Below are 20,776 nucleotides of genomic sequence, written 5' to 3' on the forward strand. Positions count from 1 at the left end.
TCCGCCGTCACTCCGGGTGGCGGGCGCGGCTCGGCTGGACGCGTTTGGGTTCGCCCGGCATCTTCGGGTACTCGGGCGGATAGGGCAGATCGCCCAGGCCGTGGTCCGCCTCGTCGCGGCGGGCCGCCTCCAGCAGGGTCTCCAGGCTGAAGCGGTGCTCGTCCATGTCCGCGTGGACATCGCCGGCCTGCGCGTACCGGGCGGTCATCGAGACGATGTCGAAGTCCCGGGGGACGGCGTCGTCGATCTCCTCCCAGCGCAGCGGCGCGGAGACCGGGGCGTGCGGGCGGGGGCGTACCGAGTAGGCGGAGGCGATGGTGCGGTCGCGGGCGGTCTGGTTGTAGTCGACGAAGATGCGCTCACCGCGTTCCTCCTTCCACCACTTGATGGTGACCCGGTCCGGCATGCGCTGTTCCAGCTGGCGTCCCACGGCGATCGCGGCCCGTCTGACCTGGGTGAAGGTCCAGCGGGGTTCGATGGGGACGAAGACGTGCAGGCCGCGCCCGCCGGAGGTCTTGGGCCAGCCGCGCAGCCCGGCCTCGTCGAGGACGGCGCGCAGCTCGTGGGCGGCGCGCACGGCGTCCGCGTAGTCGGTGCCGGGCTGGGGGTCGAGGTCGATGCGGAGTTCGTCGGGGTGGTCGGTGTCCTCGCGCCGTACCGGCCAGGGGTGGAAGGTGACGGTGCCGAGGTTGGCGGCCCAGGCGACGGCGGCGGGTTCGGCGGGGCACAGCTCGTCGGCGGAGCGCCCGCTGGGGAAGGTGATGTGGGCGGTGGGAATCCAGTCGGGGAGGTATTTGGGGGCGCGTTTCTGGAAGAAGGACTCGCCGGTCACTCCGTCGGGGTAGCGCTCCAGGGTGGTGGGGCGGTCGCGCAGGGCGCGGGTGATGCCCTCGCCGACGGCGAGGTAGTAGGTGACCAGGTCGAGCTTGGTGTAGCCGGGCTCGGGGAAGTAGACCTTGTCGGGGTTGGACACGCGTACGGTCCGGGTGCCCACTTCCAGTTCCACCGCTCCGGCCATGTGGGTCAGCGTATGCCGTGCCGACATTCATTGCATATCGGACAATTCCTTTATGGATCTGCCGGTGATGCCGCCCGTGAAACCGATGCTCGCGAAGGCCGTGAAGAAGATTCCGCCCGGGATGCAGTACGAGGCCAAGTGGGACGGCTTCCGGGCGATCGTGCACCGCGACGGGTCCGAGCTGGTGATCGGCTCCCGTACCGGCAAGCCGCTCACCCGCTACTTCCCCGAACTCGCCGAGGCCCTCGCCGCCAACCTGCCCAGGCGCTGCGTGGTCGACGGCGAGATCGTCGTCGCCCACGGCGGCCGGCTCGACTTCGACCGGCTCTCCGAGCGGATCCACCCCGCCGCCTCCCGGGTGCGGACGCTCGCCGAGCGGACCCCGGCCAGTTTCGTCGCCTTCGATCTGCTGGCGCTCGGCGACACCGCGCTGCTGGACACCCCGCTCTCCGAGCGGCGCGCCCTGCTCTCCGAGGCGCTCCGCCCCGCCGCTCCCCCGGTCCATCTGGCCCCCGCCACCACCGACCCGGCCGTCGCCGAGCGCTGGTTCGAGCAGTACGAGGGGGCCGGGCTCGACGGGATCGTCGCCAAGCCGCTGGATCTGCCCTACCGGCCGGACGCCCGGCTGATGTTCAAGATCAAGCATGAGCGGACGGCGGACGTCGTGGCGGCCGGATACCGCTTCCACAAGAGCGGTCCGGTCCTCGGCTCGCTGCTGCTGGGGCTGTACGACGACACCGGATCGCTCCAGCACGTCGGCGTCTGCGCCGCCTTCCCCATGAAGCGCCGGGCGGAGCTGATCGAGGAGCTGGAACCGCTGCGGATGGACCCCCCGGACGGACACCCCTGGGCGGCCTGGGCCGAGGAGAGCGCCCACGAGGGGGCCCGGCTGCCCGGCGCGAAGAGCCGCTGGACGGGCACGAAGGATCTGTCGTGGGTGGCGCTGCGCCCCGAGCGGGTGGTGGAGGTGGCCTACGACCACATGGAGGGCGACCGCTTCCGCCACACCGCCCGCTTCCGCCGCTGGCGTCCCGACCGCACCCCGGCGAGCTGCACCTACGCCCAGCTGGAGGAGCCGGTCCGGTACGACCTCGCCGAAGTGCTGGCGGGGCCTTGAGACGGGGGGCGCGGTGAACCCCTGGGCCGTGCTCGTGGCGGCGGCCCTGCTCGCCGGGTACGCGGTGCTGTCGCGCAGGCTGTCGACGACGGTCGTCTCCGGCCCGATGGTCTTCGTCGCCGGCGGACTGGCGATGGGCCCGCTGGGGCTCGATCTCGTCGACCGGGGCCAGGACGCCGAGGTGACCCGCGCGGTGCTGGAGAGCGCCCTGGCGCTGGTGCTGTTCGCCGGGGCCTCCTCCGTCCGGCGGCGGGATCTGCGCCGTGAGCGCTCGCTGCCGGTACGGCTGCTGACGATCGGACTGCCGCTCACCATGGCGCTGGGATGGCTGCTGGCCGGGGCCGTGCTGCCCGGTCTCGGCCTGTGGGAACTGGCGGTGATCGGCGTCGTCCTGGCCCCCACGGACGCGGCGCTCGGCCAGCAGGCCGTCTCCGACGAGCGCGTTCCCGCCACGGTGCGCCACGGGCTCGGCGTCGAGTCCGGCCTCAACGACGGCATCGCGCTGCCGTTCTTCCTGCTGGCCCTCGCGGCGGCCGGCGAGGGCCACGGGGAACGCCAGGGCCCGGCCGCCGTCTTCCTGCTCGCCCTCGTGGTCAGCGGGGCCATCGGGCTGGCGGCCGGATGGCTGGGCGCGGAACTCCTCGGCCGGTCGGCGGCGCGGGACACGAGCACCCCCGCCTGGCGGCAGATCCTGGTGCTGCTGGTGCCCGCCGCGGCCTACGCGCTCTGCGTCGTCACCGACGGGAGCGGCTTCATCGGAGCCTGGACCGCAGGGCTCGCCTTCGGCACCGCCGGACGCGCCAGGGCGTCCGCGGACCGTCCCACGACCACGCCCGCGACCGCGACCGCGACCGACGACGCCGCCACCGCGTCCGCGTCCGCGTCCGCGTCCGCCGACGAGCGCGTCGGCCACGAGGTCGAGTTCACCGACCGCCTCGGCGAACTGCTGACCGCGCTGAGCTTCCTGCTGTTCGGCGCGGTGATCCTCGGCCCCGTCCTGCGGCACGCCGACTGGCGGATGCTGCTGTACGCGCTGCTCAGCCTCACCGTCGTCCGGATGCTCCCCGTCGCCCTCGCCCTCGCGGGCACCGGGCTGCGCCCGCCCACCGTCGCCTACATCGGCTGGTTCGGACCGCGCGGACTCGCCTCCCTGGTGTTCGGGCTGATCGCCTTCGAGGAGGCGCTCCCGGGGACGGAGACCCTCAGCGGCGTCATCGCCGTGACCGTGGCGCTCAGCGTTCTGCTGCACGGCTGCTCGGCCGCGTATCTGGGCTCCCGCTACGGCCGCTGGTACAGCGGGAGCCTGCGCCTGTAGCGAAGCGGCCAACCGCCGCCCCGGGCCCGGAACTTGATCGATTCGGGTGAAGGCGGGGCATTCGCGTATGGTGTGTCGCCGGTGCTTGCCCGGGGCGCAGTCCGGGCGGGCCGCGCGGGTCCCGCCCGCGCCGGATCCCCGGCCCGCCCCACGGGCCCGTGATCGGTACTTCGCGTCCGCGGTGCGGCGGACGGGGAGCCGGCGGGCAGCCGCATCACCCATGACCGGGACCCGGCCTCCGGGCCCGCCGTGGGAATTCATCCGGGGCCGCCGACGGCGGTTGCCCCATCGGGACACTCCCGCCGCCGGACGCGGACGCCGCTCCGCTCCAATGGGGGGACAGACCCCGCCGGTGCGCCGGCGCGGGCCGCTGAAGCAGCAGAGAAGGATGACGACGTGACCGCCTCCCCCCTCATTCCCGTGCCCATCCCCGACCGGGTGGCCGTGCTGATCGGATCCTGTATGCCCGCCCATGTGCTGCGCGCGGAGATCGAGGCGGACACCGCCGTACGCGAGGTCGCCCTCTTCCGCGATCCGCTCTGCGCCGACGACCGCGCCGACCGCGAGCAGGCCCTCTCGGTGCTGGCCCGGGCCAACAAGGTGCTGGCCGCGCACCACCCCCGGCTGGTGATCAGGCCGGGCAGCCGCTACTGAGCCCGTACGCCCCGTACCCCGTACCCCGGGCGGACTCCCACCGCATGCGGTGGGCCGACGACGGTGTGACGCTGTCTGGGTGACCACCGGGAGCGAGACCGCCGAGCGCGCGGCGGGCGCCGCCCTGCCGCCAGTGCTCGACACGCGGCAGCGGAACATCGTCTTCGGCACCATCATGCTCGGGGTGCTGCTGGCGGCCCTCGACCAGACCATCGTGGGCACCGCGCTGCCGACGATCGTCGCGGAGCTGGGCGGCGGCGCGCACATGTCGTGGGTGGTCACCTCGTATCTGCTGGCGGAGACCGTCGCCACGGTGCTCGTCGGCAAGTTCGGCGATCTCTTCGGCCGCAAACTGATCTTCCAGATCTCGGCGGTCGTCTTCATCACCGGATCGTTCTTCTGCGGCCTGGCCACCAATATGACGCTGCTGATCGTGTGGCGCGGGGTGCAGGGCGTCGGCGCGGGCGGTCTGATGGTCACCTCGATGGCGCTGATCGCCGATGTGATCCCGCTGCGCGACCGGGGCAAGTACCAGGGCGCGATCGGGGCCGTCTTCGGCATCTCCACGGTGATCGGGCCGCTCATCGGCGGACTCTTCACCGATCATCTGACCTGGCGGTGGGCGTTCTACGTCAATGTGCCGATCGCGATCGCCGTCGTCTTCGCGGCGGCCCGCACCATGCCCTCGGTGCGCCCGGCGGGCCGCCCGGTGATCGACTACGCGGGCATCGCGCTGGTCACCGCCGGCTCGGGCGCGCTGATCCTGGCGACGAGTTGGGGCGGCAACGAGTACGCCTGGGGCTCGCCGGTCGTCCTCGGGCTCTTCGCGGGCGGGCTGCTCGCGCTGGCGCTGTTCTGCCTGGTGGAGACCCGGGCCGCCGAACCCATGCTGCCGATGCGGCTGTTCGCCAACCCGGTCTTCACCGTCTGCTCCGTGCTCAGCTTCATCGTGGGCTTCGCGATGCTCGGCGCGCTGATCTTCCTGCCGACCTATCTCCAGTACGTGGACGGCGACTCGGCGACCGTCTCCGGCGTCCGCACCCTGCCCATGGTCGCCGGGCTGCTGATCGCCTCCGTCCTCAGCGGCAACGCGGTGAGCAGAACCGGCCGCTACCGGATCTTCCCCATCGTCGGCACGCTGGTGATGGGCGTGGGGCTGTATCTGCTCTCCCTGATGGGACCGGGCACCGGGGCGTGGCTGGAGTCGCTGTACATGTTCGTGCTCGGCACCGGCATCGGGCTGGCGATGCAGGTGCTGACGATCGCCGTGCAGAACACCGTGGAGTACGCCGATCTGGGCACCGCGACCTCCGGCGTCACCTTCTTCCGCACCCTGGGCAGCGCCTTCGGGGCCGCGGTCTTCGGCACCATCTACGCCAACGCCCTCACCCCCAACCTCACCCGGGGCGTCGCCGATGCGGCCCGCGCGGGCGGCGCGGACCCGGAGGTGGTCGCCCGGCTGGCGCGCAGCCCGGAGGGTCTGCACGGGCTCCCGCCCGAGCTGCGGGAGCCGATCGTGACGGCGTACGCGGACACCCTGCACACGGTCTTCCTCTGGACGGTGCCGGTGGCCGTGCTGGGGCTGGTCGTCTCGCTCTTCCTGAAGGAGGTGCCGCTGCGCGACACGGCCCGGGTCGCCTCCACCGACATGGGCGACGCCTTCTCCTCGCCCACGACCGCCGGGGACTCGGCCGATCTGCTGGAGGGGGCCGTGGCGACGATCGTGGCGCGGACGGGGGCGGACACCGCGCGCCGGGTCGTCACCGGTTCCGACACCCGGCTGGACGTCGCGGGCGCGTGGGCGGTGATGGAGGTGGAGACGATGACCCGCACGGTCGGCCACGCGAGCGCGGGGCTGATCGCGGCGCGCCGCCGGCTGCCGCCGGAGGTGCTGGTCCCGGTGTTCGCCCGGATGGTGGACGAGGGGTATCTGACGCGGGAGGGGAACTACTTCTCGCACACGGCGGCGGGGCGGCGGGAGGCCGCGGCGATCACCCGGGCGTGGCAGCTGTGGCTGGAGGATCAGCTGGAGCGCGATCTGGGCCGCCCGCCGGGGCCCGAGCTGCGCGCCGCCGCCGACACGATCGCCAAGCGGCTGCTGGCGGAGGATCTCGCCGAGGGGCCGCGCACCCGGGCACGGGCCCGGGTGTGAGTCCCCCCGGCGGCCGGGTCAGTCCAGGAAGGAGCCGTCGACATAGACCCAGGCGCCGTCCACGCGCGCGAAGGTGCTGCGCTCGCAGAGTTCCCCGCGCTTTCCGTGCTGTCGGTAGCGGGCCCGGAAGGTGACGGTCCCGGTGGAGTGGAAGGCGCTGCCCTCGGTGGCTTCGGTGATCTCCAGACCGCTCCAGTGCATGGCCGGATCGAGTTCCAGGGTCTCCGGCCGGGTGGCGGGGTGCCAGGTGCGCAGCAGATAGGCCGTGTCCCGGGCCGCGAAGGCGCTGTAGCGGGAGCGCATCAGCAGTTCGGCGGTGGGCGCGGCGGCCTCCCCCCGGTGGAAGCGTCCGCAGCACTCGCCGTAGGCGGCGGGCAGTCCGCACGGGCAGGGCGACACGGCGGTGAGGGCGTCGGCGGGGGCGCGCCGGGTACGGGGGGTGCGTCGGGGCATGGGTTCATTGTCCCGCGCCCGTGGGCCGGGGTCGCCCCGGGCCGTCCCGGCCGCGGTCCGGCCGGCGGGGCTGTGGTTCCTCGGCCCTGGGCTGGGGGCAGAGGGGGGCCGGGGGGCGGCCGGGGCTCTCGGCGTACCGGCGGGCGCGGTCGAGCAGGGCGGGGTCCACCGCGGCCAGCTGTTCCCCGGAGGCGGTGGCCAGGAGTTCGGCGACGGCCGCCCCGAGCGCCGCGCGCGCGCCGGCGGAGCCCTGCCGCTCGGACCAGAGCGCGAGAAGGCGGTCGGGGCAGGCGGCCGAGGCGTGGGCGAGGGCCGCCTCGGCCCACTCCCGTACCCCGCTGTCCTCGCCGTGGGCCTCCAGGACGCTCAGCGCGACGCGCGCCATCAGGGCGATTCCGACGGTGTCGTGCGCGCCCGATTCGACGGCGGCCAGCACCCGGGCGGCGACGCTCGCCGGGAGCCGGGCCGCGTCGGTGGCGAGCTGTCGGAGGATCAGCCGCACGACGCAGCGCTGGGAGGTGTCGTCGAGTCCGCCGCCGGGGCCGATGAAGGCGGCGCAGCGCTCGTACTGGGCGGCGAGTTCGTCCTCCGTCGCGCCCAGCCCGCTGGCGAGCCAGAGCGAGGTCAGGCCGTGGGCGACGGAGACGGCGGTGCCGTCGGGGGTGCCGACGAAGGTGGTGACGGCGGGGGCGAGCCAGGTGAGGACGGGGTCGACGGCGTGCAGCACGATGGCGTCGTCGGTGCCTGAGGAGACCGTCGTCTTGTGCCGGAGCTGATCGGCGTGGGGGCGGACCCGGTTGACGGCCCGGCCGCGGTCCTCGTGGGCCGGGGAGAGGCCGTGCAGCCAGTAGACGTCGACCGGTTCGGGCGGTTCCGGCAGCTCCCGGGCGGGGCGGATGTCGAGGTCGCGGTTCTCCCCGTCCCAGATCCGCCGGACGCTCAGGGCGAGCGCGAAGTCGGTCCACTCCGGTTCGGTGAAGGCGGCCCGCCACAGCTGCACCCGCCGGTGCCACATCGCGGCGCAGGTCTGGACGTCGGCGTCGGGGAAGAGTCCGCTGGCGCGCACTCCCCCGGTGACCAGCAGGGTGAGGATGAGCAGATTGGCGGAGTACACGCCGTGGCGGGCGGCGGTGGCGCGGACGCCGGGGCGGTAGCCGGTGTAGCGGTGCTCGGTGCGGTTGTGGTGGTCGGCCATCACGACCAGCAGCAGTTCGCCGAGCCGGTGCCGGGCGGCGGGCGTGATCCCGTCGATCCGCGCGCCGACGAAGCGGAGCATCTGCCGGGAGGAGAGCGAGGCGTACGAGAGCAGCGCGTAGAGCAGGTCGTCGTCGAAGCCGACCCGGCCGAGGGCGAGCGCGGGCCGCTGGTCGAGCAGGCCCGCCAGCAGCTGTACGGCGAGTCTGGCGGCGAGGTACTCGCCGAAGGTGGCGTGCAGGAACTCGTAGGTGGCCAGCCTCCGGCCCTCGCGGACCGCCTGGGCGCGCTGGACGAAGAAGAACCGGCCGAGCGCGATCTCGCCCTGTCCCAGGGGGGCGCGGAAGCCGTCCTGGGCGGGCTCGGGTCTGCCGAGGACGGCGGCGAGGTCGGCCTCCGCCTCGGCGGAGGTGATCCACTGGCGGTGCCGGTTGAGCATCCCGAAGGAGATCAGCGAGAGGCGCTGCAACTCCTGTTCGGCGCGGTCCCGCAGCTCTCCCGGCGTGCAGGCGACGGCCGACTTGCCGACCTCGCGCACGGCGAAGGAGGCCAGCAGCTCCTCGTAGAGTTCGGCCTCGCCGAGCGGTTCGTCGCCGCCCGCGCCGCGCCGCAGGGCGTTGTCGGTGCAGTCGTAGAGGGCGAGCATCAGCAGCAGCAGCGGCTGGGAGGCGAGGGCCTGGTGGCGGTGGGCGATGTCGGCGGTCAGCGGGCGCAGTCCGCGTTCGGCGAGGGAGCGTTCGTTGAGCCGGCTCCACAGCTGGAGCCAGCGGGCGATCTGCGGGCGGTTGAAGGGCTCCAGCCGCAGGGCGACGGCCCCGTCGGGGTAGCGGGCCCGGTCGGCGACGGCGGTGCGGCTGGTGACCAGGGCGAACACCGGCCGCCCCTGGTCGGCCTCGCGCTCCTGGAAGCGGGCGACGCGGATGAGGAAGTCGGACTGGCTGACGCCGGTGGCCTGGAGGAGTTCGTCGAATCCGTCGAAGAGGAGTACGGGCACGGCCCCGCCGGCGGCCCGTACCAGCTCGGGCCAGGTGGCGCGTTCGCCGGTCTCGGTGCGGACGGCGTGCTCGATCTGGTCCTGGATGTCGGTGTCGGCGGGGACCTCGCGCAGCACGATCCGTACGGGGAGATAGCCCACGCCGGTGAGCCGGGCGGCGAGGATCTTGGTCAGTACGGACTTTCCCGCGCCGGGCTGGCCGAGGACGATCAGGGGCGCGGTGGCGGCGGCGACGGTGGTGAGGGTGCCGGCCAGATATTCGGTCAGGTCCGAGCGTACGGGTGCGGATTCCCACCAGCCCTCCTCGGCCGGGCCCTGGGCTCCGTCGAGGACGGGGCGCACCCGGAAGTCGGGGTCGACATAGCCCTCGCCGAGGGTGGGCAGCCGGACGCCCGTGGGGGCCTGGCCCTCGGAGAGCATCGGCCGGGGCAGGGCGGCCCGGTAGCCGGTGGCGAGGGAATCGGCGACCGCTCTGAGCGGGCTGGGGGAGCTGAGTCCGGCGAGGGCGCTCTCGATGCCGCCGAGCGCCTGGCGGACGGCGACGCGGGTGGCCTGGTGGTCCAGCCGGCCCGACCAGAGCCCGAATTCGGGGACTTCCAGGGCGAGTCTGCCGTACAGCTCCTGGTAGCACTCGACGGCGGTCCAGGCGAAGACGCCGTCGCTGAAGAGGTGGTCGACGGCGTCGCGCTGCCGGTCGGTGAGGCCGTCCCAGACGGCCAGTCCGTGGATGAAGGCGGTGAGGTCGTCGCCGCGGGCCCAGTACCAGTGCCGGAGTTCGTCGAGCAGGCTCTCGTAGGGGGTGTGGGGCGCGGGCTGGGGCGCGCCCGTGGTGAGCAGTGCCGCCAGGAGGTCGCGGCCGGCCCCGCCGGCGATGGCGATCTGTTCGTCGCGGGTCAGCTCCAGCTCCTCCAGCCGGAAGGGGAGGCTGCCCTCCTCCCCCAGGGCGTCGAAGAAGGCGGTGATCACCAGTACGGTGTGGGCGGCGGCGATCCGTTCGGTGCGGGTGGCGCGGTCGGCCCCGTGGAGGTTGTCCCGCAGACCGGCCGTGAGATCGCGGCCGAGCCGCAGGATCCGGCCCTGGGCGTCGAGGGCGCTCAGCAGGATGTCGCTGACCCCGCCGGTCGCCACCGTCAGCGCCCCGCCGAGCATCCGGTCGGCGGCGGCCAGTCCCGCGCTGTCTCCCGTCAGGATCGTCACCGCGTCGCTGTAGCTGACCAGTCGCCGTGTCCGCACCGCCGCACCCCTGACCTCAGCCGCCGTTCCGCTTCCGGTCTACCACGCGAATCACCTTTATCGCGGTGAAACAGGTCGGATCGTCCGAGAGGGTGCATCCGGGCGGACGATGCCGTTCAGCGGCCCCGCGGCGCGGTGAAGGCGACGGCGTCCGCCGAGAGCACGAACTCGGGGTCGGAGCCGAGGGCGTGCTCGGCGACGCGGGAGACGACGGAGGCGGGAATGGCGTCCAGGCCGTAGGTGGCGTGCCCGTCCCGGGGCAGCACCACTTCGAGTCCGCGCTCCAGGGCGCCGGCCGCGGTGGCGCTGACGCACATCTCGGAGAGGACGCCGGCGATCGCCACCCGGCGCACTCCCCGCTCGTCCAGGAGCGCGCCGAGCGCGGTTCCCTCGAAGCCGTCGTCACTGTCCTTGGGGACGAGGTGCTCGTCGGGCGACAGCCGTACGGGGAGGTGGAGTTCCCAGCCGGGGGTGCCGGGCTCGTCCGGCGCTCCCGGTTCGCCGTCGTTGCGCAGATGCGCGACGAGCGCGCCGGCCGCCCGGGCCCGTTCCAGCAGCGCGGAGAGCCGCTCGACGAGTTCTTCCGCGCCCGGCACGGCGTCGCTGCCGCTCAGGAAGGCCCGTTGGGCGTCGACGAGGACGAGTGCCTGCGCCGGTCCGGTCGCGGCGGGCAGCGGGGGTACGGAGTGCCAGATCCCGTCGCGGACGAAGCCGCCCCGCGCCTCGGAAGCCTCTGCCGGGTCGTTCTGCACGCTCATCCCCCTGGGGGATCGACGGTCCTGCCACCGTAGCCGGACGGCGGGGGAAACGACGACGGCGTGCGGGGAGGGTGCCCGCACGCCGTTCTCCGAGATGTACCGCCGTGGGAACGGCGGCCGATAAGTGATCGCTGGAACGCATGAGTTCCCGAGTCCAGTCCGTCCGTCCGTCAGGTGAGCAGGAAGTCCGCCTGCCCGGACTTGGCCCCCCGGATGAACGCGGCGATCTCACCGGGGGTGTAGATCAGCGCGGGACCGTCGGGGTCGGCGGACTGGCGCACGGCCACCCGGCCGTCGGCGAGCTTCATCGTCTCGAAGCAGTTGCCGCCGTTGCCCCCGCTCCACGGCTTGTGCCAGCCCACGTCGCCCAGCTCGGTGGCCGGCATGCCGTTGTAGATGTGTTCCATTCACAGCTCCTTGCGGAGACCCTTGAGGATCTCCTTCGTGCGTTGTGCGGTCGCGGCCTGGGCCGCCATGCGGTCCAGCACCTCCAGATGCGAGGCGACCTCGGGGCGCGCGTCGAGATAGACCGCGCCCGTCAGATACTCGCTGTAGACCATGTCCGGAAGCTCGGGGACGGCGAACCGGAACAGCACGAAGGGCCCGTAGGTGCCGGGGTGGTGCCCGGAGGCGAATTCGGCGACCTGAAGGGTGACATGGGGCAGCTGGGCGCCTTCGAGCAGCCGGTCGATCTGACCTCTCATCACGGCGGGGCTGCCGACGGGTCTGCGGAAGACCGTCTCGTCCATGATCACCCACAGTCGGGGGGAGCCCGGCTGGGTGAGCAGCGCCTGCCGCTCCATGCGGAGCGCCACATGGCGCTCGATCTCCTCGGGGTCGGTCTGTCCGACCGCGCCGCTGAGCATGATGGCCCGCGCGTACTCCTCGGTCTGGAGCAGACCGGGCACGAAGTGGGGCTCGTAGGAGCGGATCAGGCTGGCCGCGCCCTCCAGGCTGACGTACATGCTGAACCAGCCGGGCAGCACATCGTGGAACCGCTGCCACCAGCCGGGCTTGTTCGCCTCCTCGGCCAGCTCGATGAAGCCGCGCGACTCCTCGTCCCCGATGCCGTACGCGTTCAGCAGCAGCTGGACGTACGGGATCTTCAACGCGACCTCGGCGGTCTCCATGCGGCGGATGGTGCCCGCGGCGACGCGAAGAACCTTGGCGGCTTCCTCACGCTTGAGCCCGGCCCGCTCGCGCAGATCCTGCAAGCGCTTGCCGAGGACGACCTGCCCCACGGTGGGGGCGGACCGCGGTTCGCTCACTTCGAGACCTCCCCACTGTGCTCTGTATGCGAGCAGTCTGCCACGCGCCCGCAACGATGAATATGCCCACTCTGAAAAATTCAGAGTGGCTCTTGCCAAGGTGTCCATTCCAGAGCGACAGTGGTCGGGTGAACCGTGACGCGCTCCACGCCCCACTCATGGACCCGTGCTCGGGGGCCGACCACCACAGGTACGGCTTCGAGCTGCCGGCGCGCGTCGAGTACGTCTCCAGAGCCCGCAAGCTCGCCCGGGACCGGCTGCACTGCTGGGGCATAGGCGGCGATGTGCACGACACGGCGATGCTGGTGGTCTCCGAGCTGGTGACCAACGCGGTCGTGCACAGCGGCAGCCATCTGATCTCCTGCGAGCTGCTCAACGGCGTCGAGCGGCTGCGGATCAGCGTGCGGGACCAGGGGTGCGCCCCCACCGGCCCGCATGTGTGCCACACCAAGGCGGCGGAGGAGCGGGGCCGGGGGCTGCTGCTGGTGGAGTCCCTGTCCAGTGCCTGGGGGGCCCACGCGGGCCACCGGGGCAGCGGCCGGACGGTCTGGGCCGAGCTGGCCCACACCGCCGGTCCGTACGGGGCGGACCTCCCGGCCGCCGCCGTCGAGCCGCCGAGGCTCTCGGCCCGCCCGGGCCGCGCCGGAGCGCCGGAGGCCCGCAGACCGCACGCCCGCGCCGAGTCGGCGCGCGCCGAGGCCTCGGGGGCTTCGCAGACGCCGGGGGCCGACCCCCGGCGTTCCGGCTCGCCCTTCGGTACGGAGCGGTCGTGTTGAGGCATCTCGCGCCCCGTCCGATCCGGGGCGGGCGCGAGTTCCGCGGCAGCGGGCTGACCCGGCTGGAGCTGCCCCCGTCGATCGTGCCCACGCTGGGCTGTGACGCGGTGGGGTTCCCCGCCCGCCACGGATTCCGTCTGCTGGGGCGGCTGCCGCGCAACGGCTGCGTCTTCGCGGACTCCGACTGGTGGTGGTGGATCGTCCCGGCCGGCTCCGACCTGGAGCTGACCTGGCCACTGCCCTCGCACTACGCCAAGGGAGCGCGTGTACCGGGGACCGATCCCCGGCTGATCAGCTGGCCCGACGACAACAGTCCCTACACACCGCCCATCCCACTCTATTTGATGGCCTGCCAGCTGACCGGGACGGCTCCCCTGTGGACCGCCGGCGTCGGCGGGCCGGCATGACCGCCGTGAGCACCTCGGCCGCCGTCTCCGACCGCCCGGGCGGAGACGGTGCGGATACCCTTCCGGGCATGTCGGAAGCGAACTTGGGCCCGGAACGCCAAGGGCTCACACCACGTCAGGCACGTCATGTCCGCACCGTCCTCTCCGTGGTCGTCATGGCCGCGGTGGGAGCGGCGCTCGCTCTCAGAATCGGCAGCACGCACTCGTTCCTGACCATGGGCTTCTACGGCATAGCACTGATCCTCTCGGGCAGTGCGCTGGTGCTGAGCCGGCAGGGGCGCACCCGCGTCGCGACCGTCGTCCTGGGAGCCTGTGTCGCCCTCGCGGTGGCGGCGGAATGGGCCGTCGCGTCGCTGCGCTGACGGTGCGGAACCCGCCGGGCCGAAACGGCCCGGCGGCCTTGAGCACACGGGGGAATCAGGGGGAGGGACCAGGCCCCCGCGCGGGGGAAGCCGGGGGCCTGGTCCCGGACCCGGTCCGGGTCCGGCCGCGGGGTAGGGGGGATGGCCGGAGCGACGGGCCGAGGAAGGCGGTACGCCGGGGCTGGGGGGCCCTGGCGTACCGCCGCTCCCATGTCCGGGGCGGGCCGGGCACGGCCGGCCCCGGGCGCACGCGGGGAACGCCCCCGGCGGCGGCCGGGGGCGTTCAGGGGTCGCGGGGGCCCGCGGGTGGGACCTCAGCTGCTGGAGACGGCTCTCAGATGGGACTTGCCCCGCCGGGGGTTGGGCGTGGAGCCCGTCCGGCGCTCGCGCAGCACCATCGTCATCCGGGTGTAGCCGCGGTCCTGGAGGGTCGCCGGGGTCTCGTCCACGATCCGGCACTCGGACCGTCCGTACCTCGGGTCCGGGTGGTGGAGGGGGCGCAGGGCCCCGTCGTGGTGGACTGCGGCGGCCCCGGCCACCCGCATCCAGTGCGGCAGCCCGCAGCGGTAGGCGGCGTCCATGATGGGGTCGTCCGCGATCTCCCCGCGAATGGCCTGAAGCACACCGTCGTCCTCGTAACACTCCAGGGCCGACTCCAGCTGTGCCAGCAGCGGCAGGCACCAGCTCGTCTCGCGGTCGCCGAGGACCGCGCCCGCGTCCGGGTGGAAGAGCACGAACCGCAGGAAGTTCTGGTCCGGCATCGCGGTGGGGTGCTCCCCCATGCCCTGGAAGAGGGTCTGGAAGGCCGGGTTGACGTGCGCCACGTCCCAGCGGCGGTCGAAGAGGACCGACGGCAGCGGGACGGCGTCCATCATCGCCGCGTAATCGCGCAGATAGTCCTGGGCCCCGGGATCCTGCGGAAGCGGGGTCCGCACCGGGCCGGAGGGCTCGGGGGGCCGCACCGGCGGTGCCACCGGGGCGTACGGGCGCATCAGTCCGGACGGGAAGGCCGGGCCGGACGGCCGGGCCGGGCCCATCGGGGAAGCGGTCCGCACCGACCGGCCGGCCAGGGCCGCGGGCGGCTCCCGGTCTATGGCGAGCCGGAACAGCCAGCCGCCCTGCTGGTCGGTCATCTCCAGGGCCTTGACCAGCGCGTACAGCCGGTCCTCGGTCCAGTCCTCGGAGGGCGTGCCCTCCCAGGTGTCGTAGACGCCGGTGCTGATGTCGAGCCGGGCGGCGACCTCCGCCACGCTCAGCCCCAGCTCTTCCCTGCGCTCGCGCAGTATGTCGGTCAGTCTTCTCGACCGGAGCGTGCCCCGGCCGGTGCCGACGCACCCCCGGCGCACCTGGACACCAGAACGGTCGTAACCCGCCTCATGTGTCATCGAGAACGCCACCCTTCTCGAAGTACCGCTGCGGCAGCGCCCTTTGGATCTTCACCCCGCCCGGCGATCCTGCTACCGGAAGAGCGGCCATGTCAACTATCGTGGCATTCGGCGGCGCTGAACGCATAGATCGCGCCACAGCTGTGGCAAGTCCTGGCTGTACGTCCGGGAAACAGTTAATCTCCGGGCAGCCAACCGTGTGCGGAGCCATCTCGCGTGATCTAGGAGACCCACTGGTGACAGACGGCTTCTCGGTTCCGGGCCCGGCTGCCGCAGGCCCGCTGGCGGCTTCGGTCGCCCGCGTCACCGAACTCGCAGGCAGACTGGGGCTGGGCCACAGTGATGTCTTCGACGTGCACGAACTCTCCGACGCCTCGGGCGTGCCCCCCGAGGTGGTCGGCGCGCTGCTCGAGGGCCGCGCGGCGGGCGAACCCGACCTCCAGGCACGGTTCCTCCAGCGCTTCGACCTGCTGCGGCGCACGCGGCTCAAACCCAACGGCCGCCGGTACACCCAGCAGGAGATCGCCGACGGGGCCGGGATGTCCCGGCAGCAGGCGGGCGCGCTCATCAACGGCGACCGCCGCCCGACGATGGAGCACTGCGACGCGATCCAGCGGTTCTTCAGGGTCCACGCGGGCTTTCTGACCGCCGGGGACGCCGACGCGCTCAACAGCGCGCTCCAGCGCACCGAGCAGCGGCTGCTCCAGAACTGCGCCGGGGACGTCGATCCGCTGGAGCGGCTGCTCCAGGACCACGGTGTGCGGGGCATCGCCTGGCGGGCCGCCCAGCTGCCCACCGACAAGCACCGGGACAAGGTCACCGAATGGCTCGATCTGCTGCTGGAGAGCGTCAAGCCGGTGGAACCACGAGATTCGCCAAAGCCGACGGAAAGATGACTTCAGAAACGGGCTGATGTCGGTGCAGGGTTGAGGCCGCACGTGTGCAGGCGGCTGCTGCGGGGGAGGGGAGAACGGTGAGCATTGGCAAGGAGATGCGTCGGCTCTGCGGCGAGCTGGTAGCCGGACTCGCTCTGCCGGCCCCGGCGGAGCCCGCCGATCTCTACGCCGCCCTGTGCGGCCAGATGAGCGGCCGCCGGGGCCGTCCGGTGCGCTACCGCATGGCCACCTTCCCCCCGGGCACCGCCAGCGGGCTCTGGCTGGACATGAAGGACCAGGACCTGATCGTCATCGAGGAGCGCACCGCCCCCGATCACCAGCTGGTCATCCTCGGCCATGAGCTGTGGCACATGAACGCCGGCCACTGCACCCATGACATCGGGGGCGCGGCGGTGGCGGCGCGGCTGCTCTCGGACGAGGCCGACCTTGAGGCCACGGTCCTCAAGGTCGCCGCGAGAACCCGCTTCGACCAGCGCGAGGAGAACGAGGCGGAGAGTTTTGGACTGCTGCTCGGCAGCAAGTGCCGCTCCTGGCTCGCCGGTTCCACCGGCCGCGGCCCCAAGCGGCGGGAGGGGCTCGCCGGGCGTATCGAGGCGTCCCTGGGATACCGCGGGCCCCAGGGCTGATCCGTGGAGAAGACCGCTCGCGCCAGACTGAACGGCGCGGTGAGCCGGGACCCCCTGGAGCCCAAGGCGGGCCGGGACACGGTGCGCCGCCACAATCTCAGCCTGGTGCTGCGAGCGGTCAAGGACTCCGGCGAGACCACCAGGGCCGGGGTCTCCGCCCGGGTGGGACTGACCCGGGCCGCGATCTCCTCCCTGGTGGAACAGCTGCTGGAGTGCGGTTTCCTCTCCGAGTCGGGCAAGACCTTCAGCGGCCAGGCCGGCCGCCCGGGCACGGTGCTGAAGGTGGCCCGCACCGGAGTGGCCGGACTCGGCGTCGAGATCAACGTCGACTATGTCTGCGTCTGCGTGGTCGACCTCGCGGGCACCGACCGGGTGCGGCTCGTCGAACACCTCGACAACCGGGACGCCTCGCCCGCGCAGGTCCTCCACCGCGCGGCACGGACCGCCGCCCGGGCGCTGGTCTCCGCCGGGGAGCAGGAGCTGCGCCCGGTCGGCGCGGCGCTGGCCCTGCCGGGCCTGGTCTCCTGCGGCACGGTCCGTCAGGCCCCCAATCTGGGCTGGTCGGGCGTCGCGGCCGAGGCCCCCTTCGCCACCGCGCTGGCGGCGCTGCGCCCCCGGCTGCCCGCGCTGCCGGTCCGCTCGGAGAACGAGGCGAATCTCGCGGCCCTCGCCGAGCTGTGGTTCGGCGCGCTGGGCCCCGTACGCACCTTCCTCTATCTCTCCGGCGAGATCGGCGTCGGCGGCGCTCTCGTCCTCGAAGGGGAGCTGCTGCGCGGAGCGCACGGCTTCGCCGGGGAGATCGGCCACGCGATGGCGTCCGCCGAGGGCCCCGAGTGCCGCTGCGGCGCGCGCGGCTGTCTGGAGCAGTACGCGGGACAGTCGGCGATGCTCAGGGCGGCCGGTGTCGAGGAGACCAATGGCGCGAGCGGCGTCGCCGAGCTGGAGCGGCGGGCCCGCGCGGGCGACGAGCGCGCGCTCGCGGCGCTGGAGCGGGCGGGGCTGATGCTGGGCCGGGTGCTCTCCGGCGCGGTCAATCTCTTCGACCCGGCGGCGGTGGTCCTCGGCGGGATCTACCGCCCCCTCGCCCCCTGGCTGATCCCGCGCGCCGCCGCCGAACTCTCCGCCCGGGTCGTCTCCGGCCTCTGGCCCCGGCAGGGCGTCCGGCTCCGCGCCTCCTCCCCGGCGGCGGACGCGGCCAGGGGCGCGGCGGCGCTGGTGGTGCGGGACGTGCTGACGGACCCTTTGGCGTACGGGGAACGCGTCCCGGCGGGCTGAGGTCCGCGCCGCCCGGTGCGAAGGCGCGGTCAGCCCGCGCCCAGCAGATGGTCCAGCGCCAGCTGGTCCAGTTCCTCGAAGGCCGTGCCGCGCTCCCCCGCCCGGTCCGCGTCGAACTCCTCGAACGCGGCGCGGTCGGCCAGCAGTCCGGGGAGCCCGTCGGGGGCGGTGGGGCGGGCCAGCTCGTCCAGCCCGGCCGTGCGCAGGGCCAGGCGCACCCGGGGATCGGCGCGGAAGGCCGCGGTCCGCTCGCGCAGGATCAGATAGTTGCGCATGCACCCCGCCGCCGAGGCCCACACCCCGTCGGCGTCCTCGGTCCTCGGCGGCTTGAAGTCGAAGTGCCTCGGACCCTCGTAACCCGCCGATTCCAACACGTCCACCAGCCAGAACGCGGAGCGCAGATCCCCCGCGCCGAATCTCAGGTCCTGGTCGTACTTCGCGCCGTTCTGCCCGTTGAGGTCGATGTGGAAGAGCTTGCCCGCCCAGAGCGCCTGGGCGACGGCGTGCGGGAAGTTCAGTCCGGCCATCTGCTCATGGCCGACCTCCGGGTTCACCCCGTACAGCCGGGGCCGCTCCAGCCGCTCGATGAAGGCGAGCGCGTGGCCGACGGTGGGGAGGAGCAGATCGCCGCGCGGCTCGTTGGGTTTGGGCTCGATGGCGAACCTGAGGTCGAGGCGCTGCTCGGCGACGTACTCCCCCAGCAGGTCGAACGCCTCCTTCAGCCGGTCGAGGGCCAGGCGCACATCCTTGGCCGCGCCGGACTCCGCGCCCTCCCGGCCGCCCCAGACGACGAAGACCCGGGCGCCGAGGGCGGCGGCCAGGTCGATGGCGCGCAGGGTCTTGCGCAGCGCGTACCGGCGTACGCCGCGGTCGTTGGCGGTGAAGCCGCCGTCCTTGAACACGGGGTGGGTGAAGAGATTGACCGTGGCCATGGGCACCACCAGACCGGTCCGGTCCAGCGCCCCGCGGAAGCGCGCGATCCGGGCCTCGCGCTCGGAGCGGGAAGCGCCGAAGGGGATCAGGTCGTCGTCGTGGAGGCTGACGCCGTACGCCCCGAGGCCGGCCAGCCGGTGCACCGTCTCGACCGGGTCCAGGGGCGGCCGGGTCGCGTCCCCGAAGGGGTCACGGCCCTGCCAGCCGACCGTCCAGAGTCCAAAACTGAAACGGTCGCCGGGTACGGGGGTGAGATCGCGCGCGCCGGGGCCGGGGCGCGCCGCCGGGCTGAAGCCGTCCGTCATCGCGGTGACCGCCTTCGCTCCGTCCGTGCTCTCTTCGCTCTCTTCTCCTTGCCCTTTCCGTGCTCTTCCCGATGAATGAAGCACAGCCGCCGCCCCGCTTGAAGGGGCTCGGCGTCATTTTGTTTGGACCACGGCCAAAAAAGACGGAGGCGACAGAATGCCGGCACCCGAGGTCGTCATCGGCGTGGACAGTTCGACCCAGTCCGCCAAGGCGGTGTTCGTCGAGGCGGCCACCGGCCGGATCCTCGCCACCGGGCGGGCGCGGCACCGGGTGACCGGGGAGGCGGGGGCCCGTGAGAGCGACCCCGAGGGGTGGTGGCGGGCGCTGTGCGAGGCGGTCGCCGAGGGGTTCGCCGGGGCCGGTGTCCCGGCCGCCGCCGTGACCGGCGTCGCGGTCGCCGGCCAGCAGCACGGGCTGGTGGTGCTGGACCGGTCCGGGCGTCCGCTGCGGCCTGCGGTGCTGTGGAACGACACCCGCTCCGCCCCGCAGGCCGCCGCCCTCGCCCGGGTGCTCGGCGGCCCGGCCGGCTGGGCCGCCCGTACCGGATCGGTGCCGGTCGCCGCCGTCACGGCCGCCAAGTGGCAGTGGCTGCGCGAGCACGAGCCGCGCACCGCCGACGCGGCCGGTGCCGTGCGCCTGCCCCACGACTTCCTCACCGAGCGGCTCACCGGCACCGCGGCCACCGACCCCGGCGACGCGTCGGGCACCGGCTGGTACGCGACCGGGACCGGCGCGTACGACCGCCGCACCCTGGAGCACATCGGCCTGGATCCGGCGCTGTTGCCCGGGGTCGCCCCCACCGGGGCGACCCCGGTGGGCCCGCTCACCGCGTCCGCCGCCGCCGCGCTGGGGCTGGTGCCGGGCATCGCCGTCGCGGCCGGCACCGGCGACAACATGGCCGCGGCGGTCGGTCTGGGCCTCGGCGGCGCGGGGCTCCTCGGCCGTCCGGTGCTCAGTCTGGGCACTTCGGGGACGGTGTACGCGGCCACCCGCGCCCGGCCCGTCTCCCCCGCGCTCTCCGGATTCGCCGCGACCGACGGCACCTTCCTCCCGCTCGGCTGCACCCTCAACTGCACGCTCGCCGTCGACAAGGTGGCCGCCCTCCTCGGCCTGGACCGCGAGGCGGCCGAGCCCGGCGGCGAAGTGGTCCTGCTCCCCTACCTCGACGGGGAGCGCACCCCCGATCTGCCCGCCGCCTCCGGGCTCCTCACCGGGCTGCGCCACACCACCAGCCGCGAACAGCTGCTGGGAGCCGCCTACGAGGGCGCGGTCGTCACCGTGCTGCGCGCCCTGGACGAGGTGTCGCGCGCCTGCGGCCAGGACCCCGCCGGGCCCGGGGCCGCCGATGTCCCGCTGCGGCTGATCGGCGGCGGGGCCGCAGGCCGCCACTGGGTGGAGACCGTGCGCCGCCTCTCCGGCCGCCCGCTGATCCTCCCTCACCGTCGGGAACCGGTCGCCACCGGCGCGGCGGCGCTCGCGGCGGGCGCGGCGACGGGCGAGGACCCGGTCGCGCTGGCGATCGGCTGGGGAGCCGGCGAGGGCACCGAACTGCCCGCGACAGAACGGGACATTCCCACCTGGGAGCGGGTCGTCCGGGTGCTGGACCGGGCGGGCGGCTCCCTCCTCTCCTGAGACCGTGTCACCCGGGGCCGGG

Annotated in this window: 19 protein-coding genes; 11 read left to right on the forward strand and 8 right to left on the reverse strand. The window is 73.5% G+C overall.

What is annotated here, in order from left to right; translation table 11 throughout:
• Positions 1 to 7: 7 nt before the first annotated feature.
• Positions 8 to 1,018, reverse strand: a complete 1,011-nt coding sequence (gene ligD, locus ABD371_RS08785; RefSeq protein ID WP_344474593.1) for a non-homologous end-joining DNA ligase — start codon at positions 1,016 to 1,018, stop codon at positions 8 to 10.
• 52 nt (positions 1,019 to 1,070) lie between these two features.
• Between ligD and ABD371_RS08790 the strand changes: the two genes are divergently transcribed.
• From ABD371_RS08790 to ABD371_RS08805, 4 genes are all read left to right on the forward strand, one after another.
• Positions 1,071 to 2,135 (forward strand): ATP-dependent DNA ligase, encoded by a 1,065-nt coding sequence (locus ABD371_RS08790; RefSeq protein WP_344474595.1) that lies wholly within the window; start codon positions 1,071 to 1,073, stop codon positions 2,133 to 2,135.
• Positions 2,136 to 2,148: 13 nt separating this feature from the next.
• A complete protein-coding gene (locus ABD371_RS08795) occupies positions 2,149 to 3,450 on the forward strand; it encodes a cation:proton antiporter (protein ID WP_344474597.1) in 1,302 nt (433 codons plus the stop codon).
• A gap of 396 nt (positions 3,451 to 3,846) precedes the next feature.
• Entirely contained in the window at positions 3,847 to 4,104 is a 258-nt protein-coding gene (locus ABD371_RS08800) for a hypothetical protein (RefSeq protein WP_344474599.1), read from the forward strand.
• A gap of 79 nt (positions 4,105 to 4,183) precedes the next feature.
• Entirely contained in the window at positions 4,184 to 6,256 is a 2,073-nt protein-coding gene (locus ABD371_RS08805; RefSeq protein ID WP_344474601.1) for an MDR family MFS transporter, read from the forward strand.
• Positions 6,257 to 6,274: 18 nt separating this feature from the next.
• Here ABD371_RS08805 and ABD371_RS08810 read toward each other — a convergent pair whose 3' ends face one another.
• From ABD371_RS08810 to ABD371_RS08830, 5 genes are all read right to left on the reverse strand, one after another.
• Positions 6,275 to 6,709, reverse strand: a complete 435-nt coding sequence (locus ABD371_RS08810) for a YchJ family protein (protein WP_344474603.1) — start codon at positions 6,707 to 6,709, stop codon at positions 6,275 to 6,277.
• A 4-nt stretch (positions 6,710 to 6,713) separates the two neighbouring features.
• Positions 6,714 to 10,130 carry an NACHT domain-containing protein gene (locus ABD371_RS08815; RefSeq protein ID WP_344474605.1) on the reverse strand — a complete coding sequence of 1,139 codons (3,417 nt, stop codon included), beginning with the start codon at positions 10,128 to 10,130 and terminating at the stop codon, positions 6,714 to 6,716.
• A 116-nt stretch (positions 10,131 to 10,246) separates the two neighbouring features.
• Complete coding sequence (locus ABD371_RS08820; protein WP_344474607.1) at positions 10,247 to 10,888, reverse strand: isochorismatase family protein; 642 nt, start codon at positions 10,886 to 10,888, stop codon at positions 10,247 to 10,249.
• A 170-nt stretch (positions 10,889 to 11,058) separates the two neighbouring features.
• The gene (locus ABD371_RS08825) at positions 11,059 to 11,295 is read right to left on the reverse strand and encodes a DUF397 domain-containing protein (RefSeq protein WP_190123532.1); all 237 of its coding nucleotides are present in this window, start codon (positions 11,293 to 11,295) and stop codon (positions 11,059 to 11,061) included.
• A complete protein-coding gene (locus ABD371_RS08830; protein ID WP_190123531.1) occupies positions 11,296 to 12,156 on the reverse strand; it encodes a helix-turn-helix domain-containing protein in 861 nt (286 codons plus the stop codon).
• A gap of 128 nt (positions 12,157 to 12,284) precedes the next feature.
• Here ABD371_RS08830 and ABD371_RS08835 point away from each other — a divergent pair, with 128 nt between their 5' ends.
• The 3 genes from ABD371_RS08835 to ABD371_RS08845 all read left to right on the forward strand — a co-directional run bounded on the left by ABD371_RS08835 (position 12,285) and on the right by ABD371_RS08845 (position 13,701).
• Positions 12,285 to 12,932: an ATP-binding protein gene (locus ABD371_RS08835; protein ID WP_344474609.1), complete on the forward strand. Its 648-nt coding sequence runs from the start codon at positions 12,285 to 12,287 to the stop codon at positions 12,930 to 12,932.
• Positions 12,926 to 13,339, forward strand: coding sequence for a hypothetical protein (locus ABD371_RS08840; RefSeq protein ID WP_381734797.1), 414 nt, complete (start codon positions 12,926 to 12,928; stop codon positions 13,337 to 13,339). Before ABD371_RS08835 ends, ABD371_RS08840 begins: the two co-directional genes overlap by 7 nt.
• A gap of 68 nt (positions 13,340 to 13,407) precedes the next feature.
• Entirely contained in the window at positions 13,408 to 13,701 is a 294-nt protein-coding gene (locus ABD371_RS08845; RefSeq protein ID WP_344474611.1) for a hypothetical protein, read from the forward strand.
• A gap of 314 nt (positions 13,702 to 14,015) precedes the next feature.
• Here ABD371_RS08845 and ABD371_RS08850 read toward each other — a convergent pair whose 3' ends face one another.
• Positions 14,016 to 15,086, reverse strand: a complete 1,071-nt coding sequence (locus tag ABD371_RS08850; protein ID WP_344474613.1) for a helix-turn-helix domain-containing protein — start codon at positions 15,084 to 15,086, stop codon at positions 14,016 to 14,018.
• A 236-nt stretch (positions 15,087 to 15,322) separates the two neighbouring features.
• Here ABD371_RS08850 and ABD371_RS08855 point away from each other — a divergent pair, with 236 nt between their 5' ends.
• From ABD371_RS08855 to ABD371_RS08865, 3 genes are all read left to right on the forward strand, one after another.
• Positions 15,323 to 15,982, forward strand: coding sequence for a helix-turn-helix domain-containing protein (locus tag ABD371_RS08855; RefSeq protein ID WP_190123528.1), 660 nt, complete (start codon positions 15,323 to 15,325; stop codon positions 15,980 to 15,982).
• Between the two features lie 95 nt (positions 15,983 to 16,077).
• Positions 16,078 to 16,608, forward strand: coding sequence for a toxin-antitoxin system, toxin component (locus tag ABD371_RS08860; RefSeq protein WP_344474992.1), 531 nt, complete (start codon positions 16,078 to 16,080; stop codon positions 16,606 to 16,608).
• A gap of 3 nt (positions 16,609 to 16,611) precedes the next feature.
• On the forward strand, positions 16,612 to 17,883 hold the full coding sequence (locus tag ABD371_RS08865; protein ID WP_381734795.1) for an ROK family protein: 1,272 nt from the start codon (positions 16,612 to 16,614) through the stop codon (positions 17,881 to 17,883).
• Positions 17,884 to 17,912: 29 nt separating this feature from the next.
• Here the strand turns inward: ABD371_RS08865 and xylA are convergent, their stop codons facing one another.
• On the reverse strand, positions 17,913 to 19,121 hold the full coding sequence (gene xylA, locus ABD371_RS08870) for a xylose isomerase (protein ID WP_344474616.1): 1,209 nt from the start codon (positions 19,119 to 19,121) through the stop codon (positions 17,913 to 17,915).
• A gap of 157 nt (positions 19,122 to 19,278) precedes the next feature.
• On the opposite strand from xylA, the gene xylB reads away from it, so the two are divergent.
• Entirely contained in the window at positions 19,279 to 20,754 is a 1,476-nt protein-coding gene (gene xylB / locus ABD371_RS08875) for a xylulokinase (protein WP_344474618.1), read from the forward strand.
• Positions 20,755 to 20,776: the final 22 nt, after the last annotated feature.

The organism is Streptomyces amakusaensis (assembly GCF_039532665.1).
Lineage (GTDB): Bacteria > Actinomycetota > Actinomycetes > Streptomycetales > Streptomycetaceae > Streptomyces > Streptomyces amakusaensis.